This window comes from Bartonella sp. W8122 (genome assembly GCF_016102485.1).
Lineage (GTDB): Bacteria > Pseudomonadota > Alphaproteobacteria > Rhizobiales > Rhizobiaceae > Bartonella > Bartonella apihabitans.
Window position 1 is genome coordinate 1,405,971 of record NZ_JACFOO010000001.1, and the last position, 21,044, is coordinate 1,427,014.

16 protein-coding genes are annotated in these 21,044 nt (G+C 45.1%); 12 read left to right on the forward strand and 4 right to left on the reverse strand.

The window, feature by feature from the left end:
- The first annotated feature begins 234 nt into the window (after positions 1 to 234).
- The 8 genes from H3S83_RS06220 to H3S83_RS06255 all read left to right on the forward strand — a co-directional run bounded on the left by H3S83_RS06220 (position 235) and on the right by H3S83_RS06255 (position 8,627).
- Entirely contained in the window at positions 235 to 1,539 is a 1,305-nt protein-coding gene (locus tag H3S83_RS06220; RefSeq protein ID WP_198239192.1) for an MFS transporter, read from the forward strand.
- A gap of 50 nt (positions 1,540 to 1,589) precedes the next feature.
- Positions 1,590 to 2,756 (forward strand): M20 aminoacylase family protein, encoded by a 1,167-nt coding sequence (locus tag H3S83_RS06225; RefSeq protein ID WP_198239193.1) that lies wholly within the window; start codon positions 1,590 to 1,592, stop codon positions 2,754 to 2,756.
- A gap of 556 nt (positions 2,757 to 3,312) precedes the next feature.
- A complete protein-coding gene (locus H3S83_RS06230) occupies positions 3,313 to 4,107 on the forward strand; it encodes a thymidylate synthase (RefSeq protein ID WP_198234298.1) in 795 nt (264 codons plus the stop codon).
- Positions 4,104 to 4,613 carry a dihydrofolate reductase gene (locus H3S83_RS06235; protein ID WP_198239674.1) on the forward strand — a complete coding sequence of 170 codons (510 nt, stop codon included), beginning with the start codon at positions 4,104 to 4,106 and terminating at the stop codon, positions 4,611 to 4,613. Before H3S83_RS06230 ends, H3S83_RS06235 begins: the two co-directional genes overlap by 4 nt.
- Positions 4,614 to 4,724: 111 nt before the next feature.
- The gene (hflK, locus tag H3S83_RS06240) at positions 4,725 to 5,912 is read left to right on the forward strand and encodes an FtsH protease activity modulator HflK (protein ID WP_198238136.1); all 1,188 of its coding nucleotides are present in this window, start codon (positions 4,725 to 4,727) and stop codon (positions 5,910 to 5,912) included.
- Entirely contained in the window at positions 5,912 to 6,808 is an 897-nt protein-coding gene (gene hflC, locus H3S83_RS06245; protein WP_198224791.1) for a protease modulator HflC, read from the forward strand. Before hflK ends, hflC begins: the two co-directional genes overlap by 1 nt.
- Positions 6,808 to 6,993 (forward strand): DUF2065 family protein, encoded by a 186-nt coding sequence (locus tag H3S83_RS06250; protein WP_198224789.1) that lies wholly within the window; start codon positions 6,808 to 6,810, stop codon positions 6,991 to 6,993. The genes hflC and H3S83_RS06250 overlap by 1 nt, the downstream gene beginning before the upstream one ends.
- A gap of 137 nt (positions 6,994 to 7,130) precedes the next feature.
- Positions 7,131 to 8,627 (forward strand): Do family serine endopeptidase, encoded by a 1,497-nt coding sequence (locus H3S83_RS06255; RefSeq protein ID WP_198239194.1) that lies wholly within the window; start codon positions 7,131 to 7,133, stop codon positions 8,625 to 8,627.
- Between the two features lie 302 nt (positions 8,628 to 8,929).
- On the opposite strand, the gene serB is transcribed toward H3S83_RS06255, so the two are convergent.
- Positions 8,930 to 9,829 (reverse strand): phosphoserine phosphatase SerB, encoded by a 900-nt coding sequence (gene serB / locus H3S83_RS06260; RefSeq protein ID WP_198232150.1) that lies wholly within the window; start codon positions 9,827 to 9,829, stop codon positions 8,930 to 8,932.
- A gap of 14 nt (positions 9,830 to 9,843) precedes the next feature.
- On the opposite strand from serB, the gene miaA reads away from it, so the two are divergent.
- Positions 9,844 to 10,710, forward strand: a complete 867-nt coding sequence (gene miaA, locus H3S83_RS06265) for a tRNA (adenosine(37)-N6)-dimethylallyltransferase MiaA (protein ID WP_198239195.1) — start codon at positions 9,844 to 9,846, stop codon at positions 10,708 to 10,710.
- A 1,287-nt stretch (positions 10,711 to 11,997) separates the two neighbouring features.
- Here miaA and H3S83_RS06270 read toward each other — a convergent pair.
- The 3 genes from H3S83_RS06270 to H3S83_RS06280 all read right to left on the reverse strand — a co-directional run bounded on the left by H3S83_RS06270 (position 11,998) and on the right by H3S83_RS06280 (position 18,394).
- Complete coding sequence (locus tag H3S83_RS06270) at positions 11,998 to 15,741, reverse strand: vitamin B12-dependent ribonucleotide reductase (RefSeq protein WP_198239196.1); 3,744 nt, start codon at positions 15,739 to 15,741, stop codon at positions 11,998 to 12,000.
- 820 nt (positions 15,742 to 16,561) lie between these two features.
- Positions 16,562 to 17,038, reverse strand: coding sequence for an NUDIX hydrolase (locus H3S83_RS06275; RefSeq protein ID WP_198239197.1), 477 nt, complete (start codon positions 17,036 to 17,038; stop codon positions 16,562 to 16,564).
- A 123-nt stretch (positions 17,039 to 17,161) separates the two neighbouring features.
- The gene (locus H3S83_RS06280; RefSeq protein ID WP_198239198.1) at positions 17,162 to 18,394 is read right to left on the reverse strand and encodes a UbiH/UbiF family hydroxylase; all 1,233 of its coding nucleotides are present in this window, start codon (positions 18,392 to 18,394) and stop codon (positions 17,162 to 17,164) included.
- A gap of 179 nt (positions 18,395 to 18,573) precedes the next feature.
- Between H3S83_RS06280 and pcsA the strand changes: the two genes are divergently transcribed.
- From pcsA to H3S83_RS06295, 3 genes are all read left to right on the forward strand, one after another.
- Positions 18,574 to 19,341: a phosphatidylcholine synthase gene (pcsA, locus tag H3S83_RS06285; protein ID WP_281432059.1), complete on the forward strand. Its 768-nt coding sequence runs from the start codon at positions 18,574 to 18,576 to the stop codon at positions 19,339 to 19,341.
- A 131-nt stretch (positions 19,342 to 19,472) separates the two neighbouring features.
- Entirely contained in the window at positions 19,473 to 20,522 is a 1,050-nt protein-coding gene (locus H3S83_RS06290) for an enoyl-CoA hydratase/isomerase family protein (protein WP_198232145.1), read from the forward strand.
- Entirely contained in the window at positions 20,522 to 20,938 is a 417-nt protein-coding gene (locus tag H3S83_RS06295) for a DUF6163 family protein (RefSeq protein ID WP_078039429.1), read from the forward strand. Before H3S83_RS06290 ends, H3S83_RS06295 begins: the two co-directional genes overlap by 1 nt.
- Positions 20,939 to 21,044: the final 106 nt, after the last annotated feature.

Below are 21,044 nucleotides of genomic sequence, written 5' to 3' on the forward strand. Positions count from 1 at the left end.
AAATAGGTTTCGGGCAGTTTCGGAAATGCTGCCATATTGCTCAATGCTCCGAAAGTTACCGATCTATTTTCTATCCAATATTGACTATTCTTCATATTGAAACAGTTAACCCACTAACTTCTGGAAACTTGAAAGTCCTCGGTTTTTCGTTATGGCTTTCATTTTAAAAAACCAACATATAGTTGTTTATCTTTATGATATTTTGGAAAAAGCAGATAACCTTAAGGAGAACTCATGCAGAGCGCCCAGACGCTTACGAAAGATTCGACTGAAAACGAAAGTCCGGCGGTTTCGAGGAAAGTTATTATCGCTGCCGTTATAGGGGGCATGCTCGAATGGTATGATTTCGGTGCCTATGCACTTTTTGCCTATCTCATTTCCGACCAGTTTTTCCCGACCGGCAATGAAACGGTGTCGATGCTGCTTACCTTTATCACTTTTGCCATCGGCTTTTTGACCCGTCCTCTCGGTGCCATTATTCTGGGAAGTTATTCCGATCGCGTAGGTCGAAAGTCGGCATTGTCGTTGACGATGATTCTGATGGCTATCGGCATGGGGATTATCGCAATATGTCCGACTTATACGCAGATCGGCATATTTGCACCGATAATTATTGTCATTGCCAGACTTATACAGGGTATCTCGGCGGGAGGAGAAATCGGCTCGGCATTGTCTATCCTCGTTGAAACGGCGCCTGCAAATAAACGGGGCCAATATGCTGCTTGGCAACAGGTCAGTCAGACGGGCGCATTTCTTGTGGCAGGCATCATAGGTTGGATGATTACCGCGTTTCTGCCGCTTGAAGATGTTGCGCTTTGGGGCTGGCGTGTGGCTTTTGCCTTCGGCATGCTGGTTGCTCCTGTGGGATTTTACGTTCGTCGACAAATTGACGAATCACCGGAATTCTTGGCCGAGAGGAACAAAGGCGTCAAAGAACATGTACCTTTTGCCATTTTGCTCAAAAATAGCTGGACGCCGCTATTCATAGGTATCGGCATTGTTATGATCTGGACAGTGACGAGCAAGACCGCTAGTTCCTTTATGGCAACCTATGCAATTAACAATTTGCATATGGCTTTGACGTCTCCTTATCTCGGCATGATCGTAATGGGCGTTGTTTTACTGTTTTGCCCGCTGGTTGGAGCATGGTCGGATAAGATCGGACGGCGTCCGATTATGATTGGAGCGGCTATCGCCATTTTTGTTTTCGCCTATCCGTCATTCTGGATATTGTCAGCCCATCCGAATGTGTGGGTCCTTATCGGCCAACAATTCTTTTATGCGGTTCTTATGGTGCTTTATACGGCGCCTGCATCGGCAGCCTTATCCGAACTCTTTCCGACAGCTTTCCGCTCTTCAGGAATTGCACTTTCCTATAATATAGCCGTTACGATATTCGGTGGTTTTTCTGCCGCAATATCCACCGCGCTTATCGGAATGACCGGAGACAATCGTGCAATTGCCTATTATATTATGTTTGCGGCTTTTATAAGCGTTGTGGCACTTTTATATTCTGGTAAAATAACGAAATTGAAATAGGGGAAAATCTGGAGTGCCTCGCGAGAAAGGCACGCCGGCTGTAATTGAAAATGATAGAAGATAGTTGTGAAGTCGCTGCTGCCATCAGGCTCTATCTGCCAGAAATGACCGCGTTGCGCCATCAAATCCACTCCAATCCCGAGACTGGTTTTGAAGAAAAAGCAACCTCTGCTATTGTTGCCAAATTGCTTGAAGGGTGGGGATATAAAGTCTCCGAGCTTGCCGGAACCGGCATAGTTGCAACTTTAAAAGCCGGAAATGGTGAAAAAACATTGGGGCTACGCGCTGATATGGATGCCTTGCCGGTTACCGAACAAACCGGCTTGTCCTATGCCAGTAAAAACTCCGGAAAAATGCATGCCTGCGGCCATGACGGGCACACATCAAGCTTGTTGGCGGCGGCTCGCTATCTGGCTCGCACAAAGCAATTTTCCGGTACGCTCAATCTTATTTTCCAACCGGCCGAAGAAGGTTTGGGAGGTGCACGGCGTATGATTGAAGAGGGAATTTTTGAAAAATTCCCCTGCGAGGCTATCTTCGGCTATCATAATGTTCCGGGTGTTCCAGTAGGGAAATTCTGCTTTATTCCGGGTGCCGCAACCGCCGCTTCGGACCGCGCAAAAATTGTTGTTAAGGGAAAAAGCGGCCATGGTGCGCAGCCGGAAACATCGGTCGATCCGATTGTTGTCGGTGCTGCAATTGTCACGTCATTACAAACGATTGTCTCGCGCAATATACCGCCGTTAAAAGCTGCCGTTGTAACGGTAGCAAGTTTTCACGCCGGCGAAGCATATAACATCATTCCGGCAACCGCAGAATTGAAACTGACGATCCGCAGCTATGACGAGACAACGCGCAATTTTCTTGAAAAACGTGTAAAAGAGATTGCCGAATATCAGGCAAATGTCTTCGGAGCAAAATGTGAAATCGACTATTTTCATCTCAATCCTGCTTGCCAAAACGATAGAACACTGACCGCTTTTGCTCGTAGTGTTGCCGAAAAAACGTTTGGCAAAGACGCTATCGAAGAGCGGTCGCAACCGTTCACTTTCAGTGAAGATTTTTCTTATATGCTTCAGAAGAAGCAAGGCTGTTATTTCTTTATCGGTAATGGCAACACCGCAAACCTCCACAGCGACCATTATGATTTCAATGATGAATTGTTATTGCGTGCAAGCACTTATTGGGTGCGGCTGGTTGAAACTTATCTTAGCTAGAGTGAAAAAATCGGGTGTTAGGCCTGTTTATTCAATGAGACAGGTTAGGTTCGCCTCGTTCTCACTTACCAACAATCGGAGGCCGAAAAGCTTTTGAACCTTGAGATTTCGACAATTTGTGCAAAATTGCCGAATTAGGAAATAATAATGTGGCCGAGCATCACTTTCTGATTCCTGTCGAACGTGGTTTTACCGATAATGAATTTCCAAAGCCAGAAGTTTACGAAAGTCTTTTTAATTTACGAACTTCGCTTCAAAGCCTCACATATCTCGATAATGCTCCTCGAAAATGCGTTTCGAATGAAGACGTTATAAAACTTACATGATTCATTACTTAAAAATGCCTGAAGTTACAGGAAAGATCTATCGAAAAAATTCCCGCGTGACAACGGCAGAGTAGTTCAGACGTTTCAAAACCGAAAAATACAATCTTCCCATGTGATTTATTTTTTTTCATGTGATTTAACTTTTCAATGTGATTTATTGTTGAAAGAGGTGGGGGTGAGCATGGGGTGGCTATTCCCCTTTTTGAAAAGAATCTGCTAATGAAAAAGTCATGAAAAACTATCTCGACCTTCTTTCTTATGTTCTGAAAAACGGCGTTGACCGTTCCGATCGTACCGGAACGGGGACACGGTCAATATTTGGCTACCAGATGCGGTTTGATCTTTCCAAAGGCTTTCCGCTTTTGACCACGAAGAAGCTTCATGTCCGCTCGATTATCTATGAGCTGTTATGGTTTTTGCGTGGCGATACCAATATCAAATGGTTGAATGAACACGGCGTTTCTATCTGGAACGAATGGGCTGATAAAAATGGCGATCTCGGGCCTGTTTATGGCTATCAATGGCGGTCGTGGCCAGCTCCTGATGGCCGCCACATCGACCAGATTGCCAAGGTCGTCGACATGATTGTCAAGACTCCTTATTCGCGTAGACTTATTGTTTCGGCGTGGAATCCCGCATTGGTGGATGAAATGGCATTGCCGCCATGTCATTGCATGTTCCAGTTTTATGTTGCCGATGGAAAACTGTCTTGCCAGCTTTATCAACGTTCGGCAGATATATTTCTGGGAGTGCCTTTCAATATTGCCTCATATGCTTTGTTGACAATGATGATTGCACAAGTCACCGGCTTGAAGGCCGGAGATTTTGTCCACACATTTGGCGATGCCCATCTCTATACCAACCATTTTGAACAGGCAAAGCTGCAACTCACGCGTGAACCATTGCCCTTGCCGACGATGAAACTCAATCCGGATGTCAAAGATCTTTTCAAATTCGAATATGAGGATTTTGAACTCGAAAACTATGTAGCAGCACCGCACATAAAAGCACCGGTGGCAGTCTGATGACAACGATCAGTCTCATTGTTGCTGTTGCTGAAAACGGTGTTATTGGTCGCGATGGCGGAATGCCGTGGCGTTTGTCGACCGATTTGAAGAGATTTAAATCACTGACACTCGGGCATCCTGTAATTATGGGGCGTAAAACGTGGGATTCTCTAAAAAATCCGCTACCGGAACGAGCCAATATTGTTATTACCCGGGACAAGTCTTTTTCGAGCGAAGGTGCCATTGTTGCCCATTCTCTTTCCGAAGCTCGACAAATAGCTCAAGAAGAAGCAATAAAAGCAAAAACGGATGAGATATTTGTCATCGGTGGAGGAGCGGTCTTCAAAGAAGCGTTGCCTTTTGCCGATCGTATGTATGTGACGGAGATATTATCACCCGTTGAAGGCGATACATTTTTCCCGTCATTTGATCCCGAAAATTGGCGAGCTTTATCAACTGAAATGGTGCCGGAAGGGCCAAAAGACACATTTCCTACAAGATTTGTCGTCTATAAACGTCAATAAGCTTTGAAAAAAGGACAAAAGCGCGATCAATGCGTTGAAACGTTAGATTTACATCCCTATAAAAGAGGAACGATAAATTTGCGCGATTGTAGCGCTGAGCAAGAGGTGATTATGCCCTGGAGCAATCAGAATGGCGGCGGCCCATGGGGAGGCGGCGGAAATAACGGTGGAAGCCCTTGGAGCGGTGGTGGAAATGATAATGGCAATAACAAAAATCCGTGGGGCGGAAAGCCGACAGGTTCGGGCGGCAATGGCGGCGGAAATAATGGCGGTAATGGTCCGGATATAGACGATATCTTGCGCAAAGGTCAGGATACACTCAAACAGTTCGGCGGTGGTGCCATCGTACTTGTTGTGATTATCGTTGCAATCATATTCTGGCTTTTTCAGTGTTTCTACATTGTCCAGCAGAATGAACAGGCTGTTGAACTGAGATTTGGTGTGCCGAAACCCGGCATTATCAATGACGGTCTTCATTTCCATTTTTGGCCGATTGAAAATTATTTGAAAGTGCCACTTACGGAAAAATCGATTGCCATCGGCGGTAAGCCCGGGCAAACGCAACAGAGCGACGGTTTGATGCTATCAAGCGACCAGAACATCGTCTATGTCAATTTTTCCGTATATTATCGCATTTCCGATCCGAGCAAATATCTCTTCAATGTCAATGAACAGGAAGGCACTGTGCGTCAGGTTGCAGAAAGTGCCATGCGCGAAGTGATCGGACGCCGTCCGGTTGACGATGTTCTGCGTGACAAGAAAGAAGAAGTTGCCGATAACGTGAAAAAGATTATCCAGTCGACAGCCGATAAATATCAAATCGGTGTACAGATCAATCGTGTTTCTATAAGCGAGGCCGCTCCGCCGACGAAAGTTGCAGCAGCCTTTAATTCTGTTCAGCAGGCTGAACAGGAACGTGGACGTATGATTGAAGAGGGTAACCGCGTACGTTTCAAGAAATTGGGGCAGGCCAACGGTGAGGCTTCAAAAGCACGCGAAGTTGCCAAGGGCGAAAAAGCCCAGATGATTGAAGAGGCAAAAGGCCGTGCGGAACGTTTCGAAGCAATCTCGCATGAGGCAGCAGTAGCCCCCGAGGCGAGCCGCTATCGTCTCTATATGGAAACAATAGGAAGCATTCTCAATGCACCGGATAAACTGGTGCTTGATCAGAAAAACGGTGGACCTGTTTCCTATTTGCCTTTGAGCGAATTGATGTCGGCAAAGGATCGGCCGTCCGCAACTTCCACGGCGGCAAAGCCAACCCAATCTGGCTCTGATACCACAGGAGGGCAACAATAATGCAGCAGAACCGTTTTTTCATTGCCCTTGGTGTCATTATTGTTGTTCTGTTGGCAATCTGGATGTCGGTATTTATCGTCTATCCACGTCAGCAGATTGCAGTTAAACGTTTCGGGCAAATTGTCAGAGTCGAACAGGAACCGGGACTCTACTTCAAAACGCCTTTTATCGACCAAACAGTCATTATTGATAATCGTCTGTTGCGCTATGATGTTCCTACGCAATCTGTGCAGGTGCGCGGTGGTGCCTATTATGAGGTCGATGCATTCTTCATCTATCGGATAACAGATCCGAAATTGTTTTTGCAGCGCATCAGCTCGGGTCGTCCGCAAGTTGCGGCAGAGGAAAACCTGGCACCACGCTTCATTGATGCTTTGCGTGCCGTTTATGGAAAGCGCGAATTCAAAGCTGCCCTGTCGGATGAACGTGGAGCTATGATGGAAGAGGTTCAGCAGCAATTTTCGGCTGATGCCGGTTCACTCGGCATTACGATTGTTGATGTCAGAATCCGCAAAACCGATTTGACGGATGCAGTATCGGAAGACGTCTATCGCCAGATGGCAGCCGAACGTGAGGCAGCAGCCGAAAATATTCGTGCTCGTGGTCAGCAGGAACGGGACCGCATTGTGGCCGAAGCCAATCGCGAATACGAAGAAATCGTTGCAGCGGCCAAGCGTGACGCCGAAATTACCCGCGGTGAAGGGCAGGCCGAAAGCATTCGTCTATTGCTGGAAGCGAGAAAAACCAATCCGTCATTTTATGATTTCTGGTTGGCAATGGAAAATTATAAGAAGTTGAAATCGACACCGATGGTTATTTCGCCGAACGAGGATTTCTTCTATTATTTCCATAATCCACTGGCGACCGGAAAAGTGACTGCACCGGCAAATAATTGATGGAGCTCTTTTTTACTGCAATTGGTCTTGTCCTTTTTATCGAAGGACTTGTTTATGCAGGCTTTCCGGCATTGGTAAAAAAAATGGCGTCACAGATAGATGTGACGCCTGAATATATTCTACGTATGAGCGGCTTTTGTGCAATGGTTATCGGTTTGATTATTGTGTGGCTTTCACATTCGTAAATGATAGGGTAAAAATCAGCTATTGATAATTGGGGGTAAAGGCTGGTTCAGGAAGAATTCAGTCATTTCCCTTTGTCATGAAATGTTTTAAACGGGATGATAGCACAGTCATTATCGCTTTCAGATGGGATAGGAATATGGTGTTAAAGCGTTTTATGCTTGCTGCGGCTCTTTGCTCGGTTGTTTCATTTTCTCAGTCTGAAAGTTTTGCAGAAGTCGCATTGGAACACAAAGTACCTGAATCGGTCGCAAATCTTGCGTCGGGTTTGTTGGATGCGGTTGTCAACATTTCAACGTCCCAGACAATAAAAGGAACAGAACAGACAGACAAAACCACCCCGCCAAAAGTGGAAGAGGGTGCACCCTTTCAGGAATATTTTAACGACTTTTTCTCGTCTAAAAATGACAAAAACGAATTGAACCAGTCACGCAAAGTCCAGTCTCTTGGTTCCGGATTTGTCATTGATGCCGAAAAAGGGCTAATCGTCACCAACAACCATGTCATCGCTGATGCTGATGATATCGAGGTAAATTTTACTGATGGTTCCAAGCTCAAGGCAAAGCTTCTGGGCAAAGATACCAAAACAGATCTCGCACTTTTGCAGGTTGACCCCAAGGGCAAAAAACTTACCGCCGTTTCATTCGGTGATTCTGAAAGTGCACGCATCGGCGATTGGGTTATGGCTATCGGAAATCCGTTTGGCCTTGGCGGCACAGTGACAGTCGGCATTATTTCGGCGCGCAATCGTGACATTAGTGCCGGTCCTTACGATGATTTTATTCAGACCGATGCAGCGATCAATCGCGGCAATTCCGGCGGTCCGCTTTTCGATATGAACGGCAAAGTCATTGGTATCAATACGGCAATTATATCGCCATCCGGAGGTTCTATCGGTATCGGTTTTGCGATCCCCTCCGATATGGCAACCGGTGTGTTGGATCAGCTCAAGCAATTTGGTGAAACCCGTCGTGGCTCGCTTGCAATAAGAATTCAGCCGGTGAGTCAGGAAATTGCGGATAGTTTGAAATTGCCAAAAGCGGAAGGTGCGCTTGTTGCCGGCAAAATTGACGATAAAACTGTCGATAATGCTCAATTGAAAGACGGGGACGTGATCACGCGCTTTGGTACGCATGCCATTAAAGACGCGCGCGAATTGCCAAGGATAGTTGCTGAAAGTCCCGTGGGTAAAATTGTCGACGTAACTATTCTTCGCAATGGCGAAGAGAAGACAGTAAAAGTGAAACTTGGGCGCCTCAAAGAAAAGGAACTGGAAACCGAGACTTCTGACGACGACGAGCATGGCGGAGAAGACAAAAAGGCGGAAGCCTCTGATTCCATCCACGCAATGGGGATGACATTGTCGGCACTATCGGACGAACTGCGCAAACGCTTCCATATCAAGCCGGATATTAATGGCGTTGTCGTTACCGCTGTAACGGCAAATAGTGCGGCTGACGAAAAACGTATTCGCACTGGCGAGGTTATCGTTGATATCAATCAGCAGGCTGTCAAAACGCCGGAAGATGTTTCAAAACAGTTGGAACTTTTACGCGCAAACGGCCGTAAAAATGCGCTTTTAATGGTTGCTGGCGAGGATGGCGAGTTGCGCTTTGTTACATTACGTCTTGAATGATGTGCGATATTCGGACGATACTGGAGCGAGCTTTTTTACATGGTTTCTGACCATCAATATTGGATAGCTAAATTCATTATCAATGATCAGGCGTAACTGCTTCTGTAATTGTTCAGGCCAACCCGTTCGCATTGAATTATCACTTCATCAAAAAACAGATGGTGTTTGAAACAAGCTTTAATGCGCCTATTTTCCATGATTTGGTTTTTCAGCGGCTTTTACCATATCGGATTTGGTGAATTGTTTATCAAACTCGAGAAAGCGAATTTCTTTCTCTCCGGAGTATGATTACGAGATATTTTTCAATGGAGAAAATCCGACTTGCGATAACCCTGTAGATAAAGAAGAGCGGTCAGATCACCATAATCAATACGAATTGAAGCAGCTTCCGCCACAAGTGGCTTGGCATGGAGTGCAACACCGGAACCGGCCAGATTAAGCATTGCAAGGTCATTAGCTCCATCACCCACGGCCATGGCATCTTCCGGTGAAATATCCAATTTCTCACAGAGTTCTTCAAGCTTTTCCAATTTTGCTTGTTTGCCTAAAATAGGTTCATTGACAACACCGGCAAGATGCCCGTCTTCAACGACAAGTTCATTGGCATTGTGTTCATCAAAACCGATTGCATTTGCTATTTTTTTTGTAAACAATGTAAAACCGCCTGAAACAAGGGCGGTGTAAGCGCCATTCCCGCGCATGGTGGCGATAAGTTCTTTTCCTCCATTGGTCAGAGTAATACGGTTTTCAATGACATCGTCAATGATTGATAATGGCAGACCTTTCAACAGGGATACCCGCTCGCGAAGTGCCGGTTCAAATGCAATTTCGCCATTCATGGCGCGTCTGGTGATGTCGGAAATATAGTCGCGCAATCCCGCAACATCGGCAAGTTCGTCAATACATTCTTGTCCGATCATGGTTGAGTCCATGTCGGCGACAAGCAGTTTTTTCCGCCTCTTGTCTTGAATTTGGACAGCAAAATCCACCGGTTCGCCCTGAAGTGCGGCACGCAAGGCTTGTTTCGCTTTTTCTGGCCCGATATTGTCACCAAGCGGGATATCACATGCAACTCCGTCACAAAGCCAATAGACAGTGCTTGCATTAAGACTATGAGAGGCTTTATCAACGAGCTGCGGTGTTAAAACCGGTCTATCAGGATTGGCAATCAACGTTGCCACAAGCAACTCACTTCGGGACATAGAAAACTCCGCTCATGAAAAAAAGAACAATTACTTTGATAGCGGGACCAACGGCAAGCGGCAAGTCGGATTTTGCTTTAAAATTGGCAGAGAAAAGCGGGGCCTCGATTGTCAATGCCGATTCTATGCAAGTTTACAGTGTTTTGCAGATTATTACGGCACGACCAGATAATGATGATATGAAGCGCGTTCCACATTATCTTTACGGCTATGTTTCACCCGAAAAACCATATTCTACGGGTCAATGGCGTAAAGATGCGTCGGATATCATAAAGTCTGTTGAAGGCCCTCTTATTTTTGTCGGAGGAACGGGACTCTATTTTAAAACCTTATTGGAAGGCATGGCCGAAATTCCCGATATACCGGCAAATATAAGAGAAAAATGGCGTGAAGAGCTGAAGAAAAAAGGTGCATCTGCGCTTTACAATATTCTTAAAGATATTGATGGCCCGGTCGCTCGTCGTTTGAGCGAACATGACGGCCAGAGAATTATTCGTGCGCTGGAAGTCTATGAGGCAACAGGAAAACCTCTTGGTTATTGGCAAAGTCAAAAGACTAAACCGGTACTTGAAGGTGAAGATGTCACCAAATTACTTTTAATGCCGGACCGTAACCTTGTTTATCGCCGTATAGAAGATCGTTTCGATAAAATGGTTGATAATGGTGCTTTGGACGAAGTCCGTTCGTTGATAAAACTGGGATTGGATCCTTCAATGCCCGCTATGAAAGCCATTGGTGTACCAGAATTCAACCGAGTTTTACGAGGTGAAGACTCAATTGAAACGGCAATTGTCAAAGCCAAAACAGGTACGCGCCGTTATGCAAAACGCCAAATGACATGGTTCCGGCACCAGTTAGCCAGTGACTGGAAAAGAATTTAAATCTTTTTGAAAAAGAACTGTTCAAGCTTTTAATAGCAAACGAACTTATGGCCTCAGGCCTTAAAGTCGTTATCTAAAAATGCGATCAGTAAGCATACGCGTTTTTGTGGTCGAGCCTGCATAAAGAGGAAATATCATCAGAGAAGCGCAATTGTTCGATCATTCCAAGGAACTGACGAAAATCGTTTTTGTCTGAAAAGTAATTAAAAATCAGTCTCATAAATAAAAAACTTGAATCAAAAAGTGAATATTTCAACCAATCGGTGTTTCTATCCTTTTTGAGGTATTTTCGTTTCTATAGTGATTGGATAACAGCTCTTGTCTCTTGGCTAAAGGGGCCGGTTGAATATTTTGTGTGGCAAAAAAATTTGCTGTCCATTTTAGGCTCGTTGGCTTTTATGGCTGTTTAAAAACCTTCTTTTGAAAGGTTCATGGAATTCTTTCCGGTTGCCGAGGGCAGGGCGTGAGGAACGGGAATCGAATTTGAGCAAGGTTGAAGCTCGAAAAGTTTTGTAGCTATCTGACAAGCTCATCATGAAGCGATAAAACTTGCAGTTGTTTTACCGTTATAAAATCTCTGAACTCTTTATGCGAGTTGAAAGACTCGTGTCCGATTGTCTTTTTGACTCTATAAAATAACAAAAATGCAAACTGGAGCTTCAAAGTTTCTCGCTAACGAAAATGATTATTGTGCCGGAAGATGAGACTTTTTCGAGATTAATCTTATTGTCATTGGCAAGGATTTTCGTGAACTTCCGATTGTTAAATGTTTTCCGGAACTATTATTTGGACAGACCTGATCATAGCGCATATGTCGTGAATTGGCAGCCATGCGGTGAAAGACCAGCAGGTTAACCAGCATGAGATAAGTTGATGGAAAGAAATTGTAATTATCTATCCTATATTCGGGAAAATCTCTCATAGGACGAGGAATACAAATCAGCTTCTGATCGTGAATTTATAACGAGCGGCGTTCGTTGTTTATGTAAATGGAACCGTATGAACAATTGAACAAATTGTTTTAGCGATTTCTTCATCGGGCTGGCGTGTTGCGATTATCGATTTTTATATTCTATAAGCGATCTATCCCGAAAATAGATTTGAAAAAGTAGAAAATGACGCAACCGAGCGATCAATCGGGTCTTTTGATAGGTCTTTTGGGGGCTCCATTCGTGTTTCGGGAATGAAAAAAGCAGAGCATGAATTTCGCGTTCTGTAACCATAGGGGATGATAAAAAAACGGCCCTCAAATGGGGCCGTTAGGAAAATTAAGAAAAGTATAAATGATCAACTACAACCACTTGTAGCACCACATGTGTCACATTTCAAACAAGTACCATTACGCACCATTGTGAAATTCTGACATTCGGAGCACATGTCGCCGGTGTAGCCTTGCATCATAGCTTGTTTTCTGCGGTCAGACGCAAGTTTCTTGGCCTCTGCAACTTCATTGGCCATTTCTTCGGCTTTTGCTTCTTCAGAAGTATCGGCATCGAACAAATTATTGATTTTGTTTTCTTCTTCAGCCAAGTCCTGTTTCAAAGCAGTAGCGCCATGCGTTTCTAAAGCTGATGAAGCTTTTGATTGGACAGCAGTTGCAGTTTTCAATGTCGTTACATTCGACTTTATGGCTGGCGTCGCGATTTTTGCAACCGGCCCTTTGGGATCTGTCAATTTCAGATTGTAGCCACGTGTCCAACCTGTTGAAATCAGGTTTGTCTTGCCCTCTCTAACGCCTTTACCCAAGGCTGTGTTGGAAAAGTCGGACATATCGACATGGGCAAGGTCATAACGTCCAAGATAAGAAACCGCTAGTTCCCGGAAAACATAGTCAAGAATTGACGTTGCATTTTTGATTGCATCATTTCCCTGAACCATTCCAGCCGGTTCGAACTTGGTGAACGTGAAAGCATCGACATATTCTTCCAACGGTACGCCATATTGTAACCCAAGCGAAATGGCGATAGCGAAATTGTTCATCATTGCACGGAATGCAGCACCTTCCTTGTGCATATCAATGAAAATTTCACCCAAGCGTCCATCACCGAATTCACCGGTTCTAAGATAGACTTTATGGCCGCCAACGATCGCCTTTTGCGTGTAGCCTTGCCGGCGATTCGGTAATTTTTCGCGTTCATGAATATATTTTTCAACGACTTTTTCGACGATCTTTTCAGTAACTTTTGCCGTACGTGCAGCCGCCGGTTGTTCAATCAGGTTATCAACCGCATCTTCATCATCGTCATCGGCAATGAGCGATGCATTCAATGGCTGGGACAATTTCGAACCATCACGATAAAGCGCGTTGGCTTTCAATGCGAGTTTCCATGATAACATGTAAGCATTTGCGCAATCTTCGACAGTTGCATCATTCGGCATATTGATCGTCTTGGAAATAGCCCCCGAAATAAAAGGTTGGGCGGCTGCCATCATGCGGATATGGCTTTCAACCGACAGATAGCGTTTACCAATTTTTCCGCAAGCATTGGCGCAATCAAATACCGGATAATGTTCTTGTTTGAGGTGAGGGGCACCCTCAAGTGTCATTGCACCGCAAACATGAAGATTGGCGGCCTCGATATCCTTTTTCGAGAAGCCGAGAGCAGGGAGCATCTCGAAAGAAACGTCATCAAGCTGTTCTTCAGTGAAGTTCAAAACGTTTTTGCAGAAATCCTCGCCCAATGTCCATTTATTGAAGACGAACTTGATATCGAAGGCACTTTTCATTGCCTCGTTCAAAGTTTCGATCTTTTCGTCAGTGAAACCTTTGGCTTTCAATGTTGTCGGGTTAATTGCCGGCGCCTGATTGATATTCCCGTGACCGACTGCATAAGCTTCAATTTCGGCGATCTGGCTTTCGGAATAACCCAATGTGCGCAAAGCTTCCGGAACAGCGCGATTGATAATTTTGAAATAACCGCCACCGGCAAGTTTCTTGAATTTCACCAATGCAAAATCAGGTTCAATACCGGTTGTGTCGCAATCCATAACGAGGCCGATTGTGCCGGTCGGTGCAACAACTGTAGCTTGGGCGTTGCGATAGCCATAGAGCTTGCCAAGTTCCAAGGCTTTGTCCCAGGCTTTACGGGCGCGTTCGACCATTTTCGGATCCGGGCAATCTTTTTCGATTAAAGCCACCGGATTAACGGATAGACCTTCATAACCTGTCGTTTCCCCATAGGCCGCACGGCGATGATTGCGAATGACACGCAACATATTGTCTTTATTTGGCTTATATCCTTTGAATGCACCAAGTTCCTTGGCCATTTCAGCCGAGGTCGCATAAGCAATACCGGTCATGATTGCCGTAAGGGCACCACAAATTGCGCGTCCTTTGTCCGAATCATAAGGAATACCGGAAGTCATTAACAAGCCGCCAATATTGGCATAGCCAAGCCCGAGTGTGCGATATTCATAGGAGCGTTTGGCAATTTCTTTGGATGGAAATTGCGCCATCATCACCGATATCTCGAGAACGATAGTCCATAGACGGACACTATGTTCATAAGCGTCGAGATCATAAGAACCATCGTGATTGCGATAGGTCAACAAATTGATCGAGGCAAGATTGCAGGCTGTGTCATCAAGGAACATGTATTCGGAACACGGATTCGATGCGCGAATTGGCCCTTCGGCTGGTGACGTATGCCAATCATTCATCGTTGTATTGAAGTGCACACCCGGATCGGCAGAAGCCCAAGCTGCATAAGAAATACGGTCCCACAAATCACGGGCGCGTACTGTTTTATGCACTTTTCCGTCTGTGCGACGAATAAGGTTCCAATCGCTGTCATTTTCGACAGCACGTAAGAACTCGTCTTTCAAAGAAACAGAATTGTTCGAATTTTGCCCTGATACAGTAAGATAGGCTTCCGAATCCCAATCTGTATCATAAGTATCAAATTCCATATCACGGAAGCCTTGACGGGCAAATTGGATAACGCGTTGAATGTAATTTTCCGGAACTTGATCTTTTTTGGCTGCCCGAATTTCCCGTTTTAATGCCGGGTTCTTGTTAGGGTCAAAACAGTCTCCGTTATCTGCTTCGCAATTGACACAAGCCTTCATAATGGCTGTGAGATGTTTTTTGACAATTTTGGAACCGGTCACCAAAGCGGCTACTTTTTGCTCTTCGTGAACTTTCCAGTCGATATAGGCTTCAATATCCGGATGATCGATATCGACCACAACCATTTTTGCTGCGCGACGCGTAGTACCGCCCGACTTGATCGCACCGGCTGCCCGGTCACCGATTTTTAGAAAGCTCATCAAACCGGAAGATTTACCGCCTCCGGAAAGTTTTTCACCTTGGCCGCGCAATTGCGAAAAATTCGAACCCGTACCGGAACCGTATTTGAAAAGGCGGGCTTCACGCACCCATAGATCCATAATGCCGCCTTCATTCACAAGGTCATCCGCAACAGACTGAATGAAGCAGGCATGGGGTTGTGGATGTTCGTAGGACGATTTCGACCTTGTCAGTTCTCCGGTTTTCCAATCGACGTAAAAATGTCCCTGACTTGGACCATCAATACCATAAGCCCAGAACAGCCCTGTATTGAACCACTGCGGACTGTTGGGCGCGACACGTTGAGTGGCAAGCATATAGGCGAGTTCGTCATGAAAAGCGCGGGCATCATTTTCGGTATCGAAATATTTGCCTTTCCAGCCCCAATAGGTCCATGTTCCGGCCAGACGATCAAAAACCTGTCGCGCGTCCATTTCCGAACCATAACGCCTGTCTTCGGCAATTTTTGCCAGTTCTTTTTCATCTGCTACAGAACGCCAAAGCCATGAAGGAACGCCATTTTCCTCTACTTTTTTCAAGGCTGCCGGTACGCCTGCCTTGCGGAAATATTTTTGTGCCAGAATATCGGCCGCTACCTGACTGAACTGGCTGGGAACATCAATATTTTCAAGCCTGAAAACGATCGAACCATTGGGATTTTTGATTTCACTTGTCGCTTTATGGAATTCAATACCAGTATAGGGAGATTGTCCCTCCTTTGTGAAATGGCGCGCAATTTTCATAGCCTGTCCTTATTCAATATGTTGTGTTTGCCCCTGTCGGTTTTAACCGACGACAAACTGTCCCTAATCTCTTCAATCTTCTACAACGGGCGAGAGAGATTAACCCCTAATTTATGATCGTAAGTCACGAGCAAAAAACGGACCATTCTTGTGATCCGTCAAATGCAGTTACCTATAACACACATTCTTTAAGCGAAAGATGTTCGCTGGCATATGTTGTGCTATTAACTCAAAGACTATACCAAATATAGTGAATTTATTATAAACTTTTAAGTTTTACACAACGCTTCATGGACCCTCAAAACAACGCAAAACAACAAAATTGCGAGCCATGCCCGCTCGCAATTACAATTTTGACTACTCACTGATTTACTCATGATTACAATGTGAAACGTGACGCGCTTTGCAGCACATCAGCTTGAAAGTCATAAAAGAACAAAACCACTTTCCCGTCAAGGAGTCGTTTGTTCAAATCGTACAACAACTAGATATAGTGGGTTCAGTGGTGGAAAAATGATGTGAATAACGGGGACGAATAAATTCCACCCTTTATTTTTCATCAAATAACGTGAACATAAAATATCTCTATTTGAAATTCGCGAAGTGAGAATTTGAAAAAACATAAATTTTGCGGCGGGATAGTGAAAGGTCTGTTCCCGAATCACTACCGCTGAAAATTGACGGTATCTTTTCCGACAGATGTAATTTCGCGGGATTTGGAAATATCTTTAAAAAATTCCGATTCGATCAGATTGGTATCCGAAGAGCGGGTGAAAGTTTGGCACTCAACGGCTATGGGCGATTGGCCACCCCGTTTCTATCAACGCGGACGATAATCAAGAAGCAATTTTTTTAATTGTGGCTCGACGACTCGACGGACCGCTTCCTCCGGCGTAACCCATTCGAAGATGCGTTGGCCGCGTTCCGGCCATTTTTTCTCCTGATGGGAATAGAGTACAGCGAACACATCGACACTGAAATTGCCATTTTCACCGCCCGGCATGTCAGTTTTCGTGTATTGATAGGAGCCAATCGAAGCCGTCTCGGCAATACCGCGCACACCTGCTTCTTCATAGGCCTCCTGAAGGGCTGCTTGGGATAGAGTGCGCCCCGGCATTGGCCAACCTTTAGGAATAATCCAGCGACCGGTACCTCTACTTGTAATGAGCAGAAACTCGACGGCACCTTTTTGCAGTCGATAGACCAGAGCGGCCACCTGCAAAAAATGGTCACCATCGACAACGATCTTTTTGTCTGCGGCTACCAATGTACCATTTATATCTGCTGCTTGAACCATCTCGTTCCTTTTTGCGTTAGCCTCGCTGGAAGTAAAATATAAATGTCATCTGATTACAAAAACACGATATTCGCTCTATTTCCGATTGACGAACGAAAAATTTGGTCGATCGACAAGGCAATGTCAGTTTGTCAACGTCGATTTGCTCGTTGGACATAAAGCTTTTGCAATCGCGCGCAGACCGTTGCCCGGATACATCCCTTCACGCATGAAAATGTTTCGAAGAGGAGCAAAGTTTCTCAACAATTCCAAACCGGCACTCCGCGCGAATTGTACAGGCAACATATCGGAAAGCAATGCTTTGTTGAGAGCGTGAACCGAACCGGTGCGTACCCAAATATCGGCTTTGCGATATTTATTGTAATTTTCCATGACCCGTTGGCTGCCGGGATCTTTCTGATCGCTTTCAATGGCTTTGACGGTATTGATGGCGTCACGAATACCGAGGTTAAGCCCTTGGGCACCAATCGGCGGAAAGACATGGGCGGCTTCACCAACCAGAATTGTTCGTTTGTCGGCAAATGCCTTCGGGACTATGCCGGATAAAGGCCAAGCTTGTGCAGGTGTAATAACAGTCACCTTTCCGAGCATCGCCTGCATTCTCTCTTCAATCGCACTCGCCAGTCCCTCAGGTCCAAGTCCAAGAATTCTGTTTGCGCGTTCGGGATTGAGAACCCATACCAAACTGGATTTTTTGCCGGGTAATGGCACTTGTGTAAACGGACCATCTTCCGTGTGGAATTCGGTAGAAATGTTATTGTGCGGGAACTCGTGGGAAAAACTTAAGATAATGGCTGTCTGCGGATAATTCCACTGGCGGCAGTCAATCCCCGCAGCAATGCGTGCTTTCGAATTTCGCCCGTCTGCAGCAATAAGAAGACGGGCATCCACATGAGAATTATCTTCCAGAGTGATTGTGACGTGATCATCGCTATGGACGATAGATTTCGCCGAAACATCCAAACGTTTGATCAGCTTACAGTCGGCTACAGCCTCACTGATGGCATTGTTAAGTGCAACATTCGGCATATTGTAACCGAAGGCTATCTCCCCGATTTCCGAAGAATGAAAGCTCACAACCGGACTGCGGATGAGCCTTTTTGTTCCGTCAACGATTCGCATTGTGGAAAGTGCAGCTGCCTTGTCTTTCAGGTTTTCCCAAATGCCGAGAGAATCGAGAATTTTTATTGCCGGCATCATCAATGCAGTGGTTCTGAGATCATTGCTGTTTGTTTCCGGACCGATCAGATAGGAACGATAACCTTTTTGAGCGGCTGCAAGTGCAGAAATCATTCCGGCAGGTCCAGCACCGATGACGGCAATTGTTATATTATTTTTGTCTACTGGAACTACCATAGTCGGGCCTTTCTACTATATTAGCTGATAGAGCGATCTCATTGTCAATTTAACACAATATGTGGATCAATCTAGCAATTGCAATCAATTGTTTTAATTTTTGTGATCAGTGATAGAAAGGGCATAAAAATTTATGCTGAAATGTGATAATCGCATTTGACGAGAGGGACTGGTCTGCTTTGAAAAATAAACTTGCTGGTAGAATAAAGAGTAGTGCCGAAAAACTGCGTCATAAAAAGGTAACGATGCCGCAGGCGAGGGCATTTTCGGTTCATCTTCTTACCGCATCAGGGTCGTTTCTTGCCTTTTTATCGCTGGTCGCTGCTTCCGAAAAAGAATGGACAGCAATGTTCGGCTGGCTCGGTCTGGCATTATTGGTTGATGGTATCGACGGTCCGATTGCCCGTAAGCTTCAGGTAAAATATGTCCTTCCTACGTGGTCAGGTGAACTTCTCGACAACATAATCGATTATGTCACCTATGTGCTCATACCGGCATTCGCGCTTTATCAAAGCGGTTTCATGGGTGAGGGACTGTCATTTTTGTCCGGCGCCATCATTGTGGTCTCCTCGGCTATTTATTATGCCGACACAGGTATGAAAACCAAGGAGAACTTTTTCAAAGGTTTTCCGGTCGTCTGGAATATGCTGATTTTTACGCTTTTTATTGTCAAACCGGGAGAATGGACAGCGTTCAGCATTGTTGTGATTTCCGCGATTATTTCATTCCTTCCGATTTATTTTTTGCATCCGGTGCGCGTGGTGCGCTTGCGTCCACTCAATTTGACAGTCTTTCTTATATGGTGTGCTCTCGGCATTATCGGGATTTGCTACCGGCTCGAGGCTCCCGATTGGGTAAAAATTGGCATGACAATTTCCGGCCTCTACATTTATCTCATAGGTGCCGTGATGCAATTGTTCCCCACACTTGGGAATAAAGAACGTTAAGTCAAAAAATTTACCAAATATTAATTTTTGTCTCTTGCCTTGAGCCTCAACGAAACAAGGTTGATTGATTTTACGTCCAATAATGATTTAAATAGCAAAAGCCTTTCAGTTTTCCTAAGGAGTTTTGGGCTATGCAACTTGATTTTGGTGGCGGGAACGAGGTCACGTTTTTAAAAGAAGGTCGGGCAGGGATTGTCCGTCTCGCACGCCCCCAAGCTTTGAATGCATTAAGTCTTGATATGTTGCGTGCACTTGAAAAAGCCTTGCACAGTTGGGAAACAGATGACGATGTATTATGTGTCGTGGTCGAGGGAGAAGGCAGATCTTTTTGCTCAGGCGGTGATGTTGTTTATGCTTATAAGCAAGGCAAAGCAGGGCACCCTGCTTATGACTATTTTTCCTCCGAATATAAGCTCAACAGCTATATAGGACGTTTCCCAAAGCCTTATATTGCTATACTTGATGGTATTTGTATGGGCGGGGGCGCCGGTATTTCTATTCATGGCTCACACCGGATTGTGACAGAAAATACCACTTTTGCTATGCCGGAGAGTGCTATCGGTTTCTTTCCCGATGTCGGAGCAGGTGATTTTCTATCCCGTTTGAACGGGCAATTCGGAATGTATCTGGCTCTAACCGGTGCAAGATGTAAATGGGGCGATTGTTTGCAGACTGGGCTTGCTACCCACGCGGTTTCACAAGACAAGCTTGAAGATCTGCGCGCAAGTATTATTGAGCAGGGTAATCCACGTCCGGCGCTGGAACAATATGCAGTTGAAGTTGATTTTGAAACAAATGCCGAGACGCGATCACTGATTGCAGAGTGCTTCAATACCGACAAGCTTGAGGAAGGCATTAATCTCCTCAAACAAAAAGCCGATGAGGGCAACGATTTTGCCAAAGAAACTCTTGCAACGCTTCTGGCACGTTCACCGACAAGTTTGATGGTGACCTGGCGCGCGATGAAGCAATGTAAACCATTAGGGCTCGACGATTGTCTGAAGCTTGAAAACCGTGTTGCCCACCACATGATGGATAATCATGATTTTTATGAAGGTGTGCGGGCGGTATTAATAGACAAGGACAACGAACCACATTGGCAACCGGAAAATTTGGCCGGTGTTACCGACGAGATAGTTGATTCCTATTTTCAACCGGTTGAAAAAGAATTGGATATTTAATGGATAACCAGTTACGCCAAGTAGCTAAACCAAATCTGGTATTATCATCTTATTCCATTTTTTTGCATTGTCTGGCTTTTGTTGCTCTCTTGTTTTCCATTTTTTATTGGATACGCATGGTCGGCGTATTTCCCGGAACACTATGGCGGATTGATCGCATGCCCTGGCTTTGGCAGGTGCTGACAGTCAGTCTGTCCGTTGTCTATCCGATTGCAGCTCTCGGGCTGTGGATGGGGTCTCTTTGGGGAATAATCTTATGGTTTTTTGCAGCCCTGACAGAATCTCTTGCATTTACTGTCTATAGCTCAAGCTTTATTTTTTTCCCCTCGCTTGCAGTATTCCATTTTTTGGTCGCTATACTATTTGTTATGTTTCGGGGTTTTCTTTATCTCAAAAAGAAGAAAAAGATAATCTAGTTACCCAATTTTAACGTGACAATGCCTATATCTATCAGCTAACGGAGAGTCACTTTTTTGTTAGACATGATAAAGACACAAAAATGGTTAATTCTAGGAAAAAGTG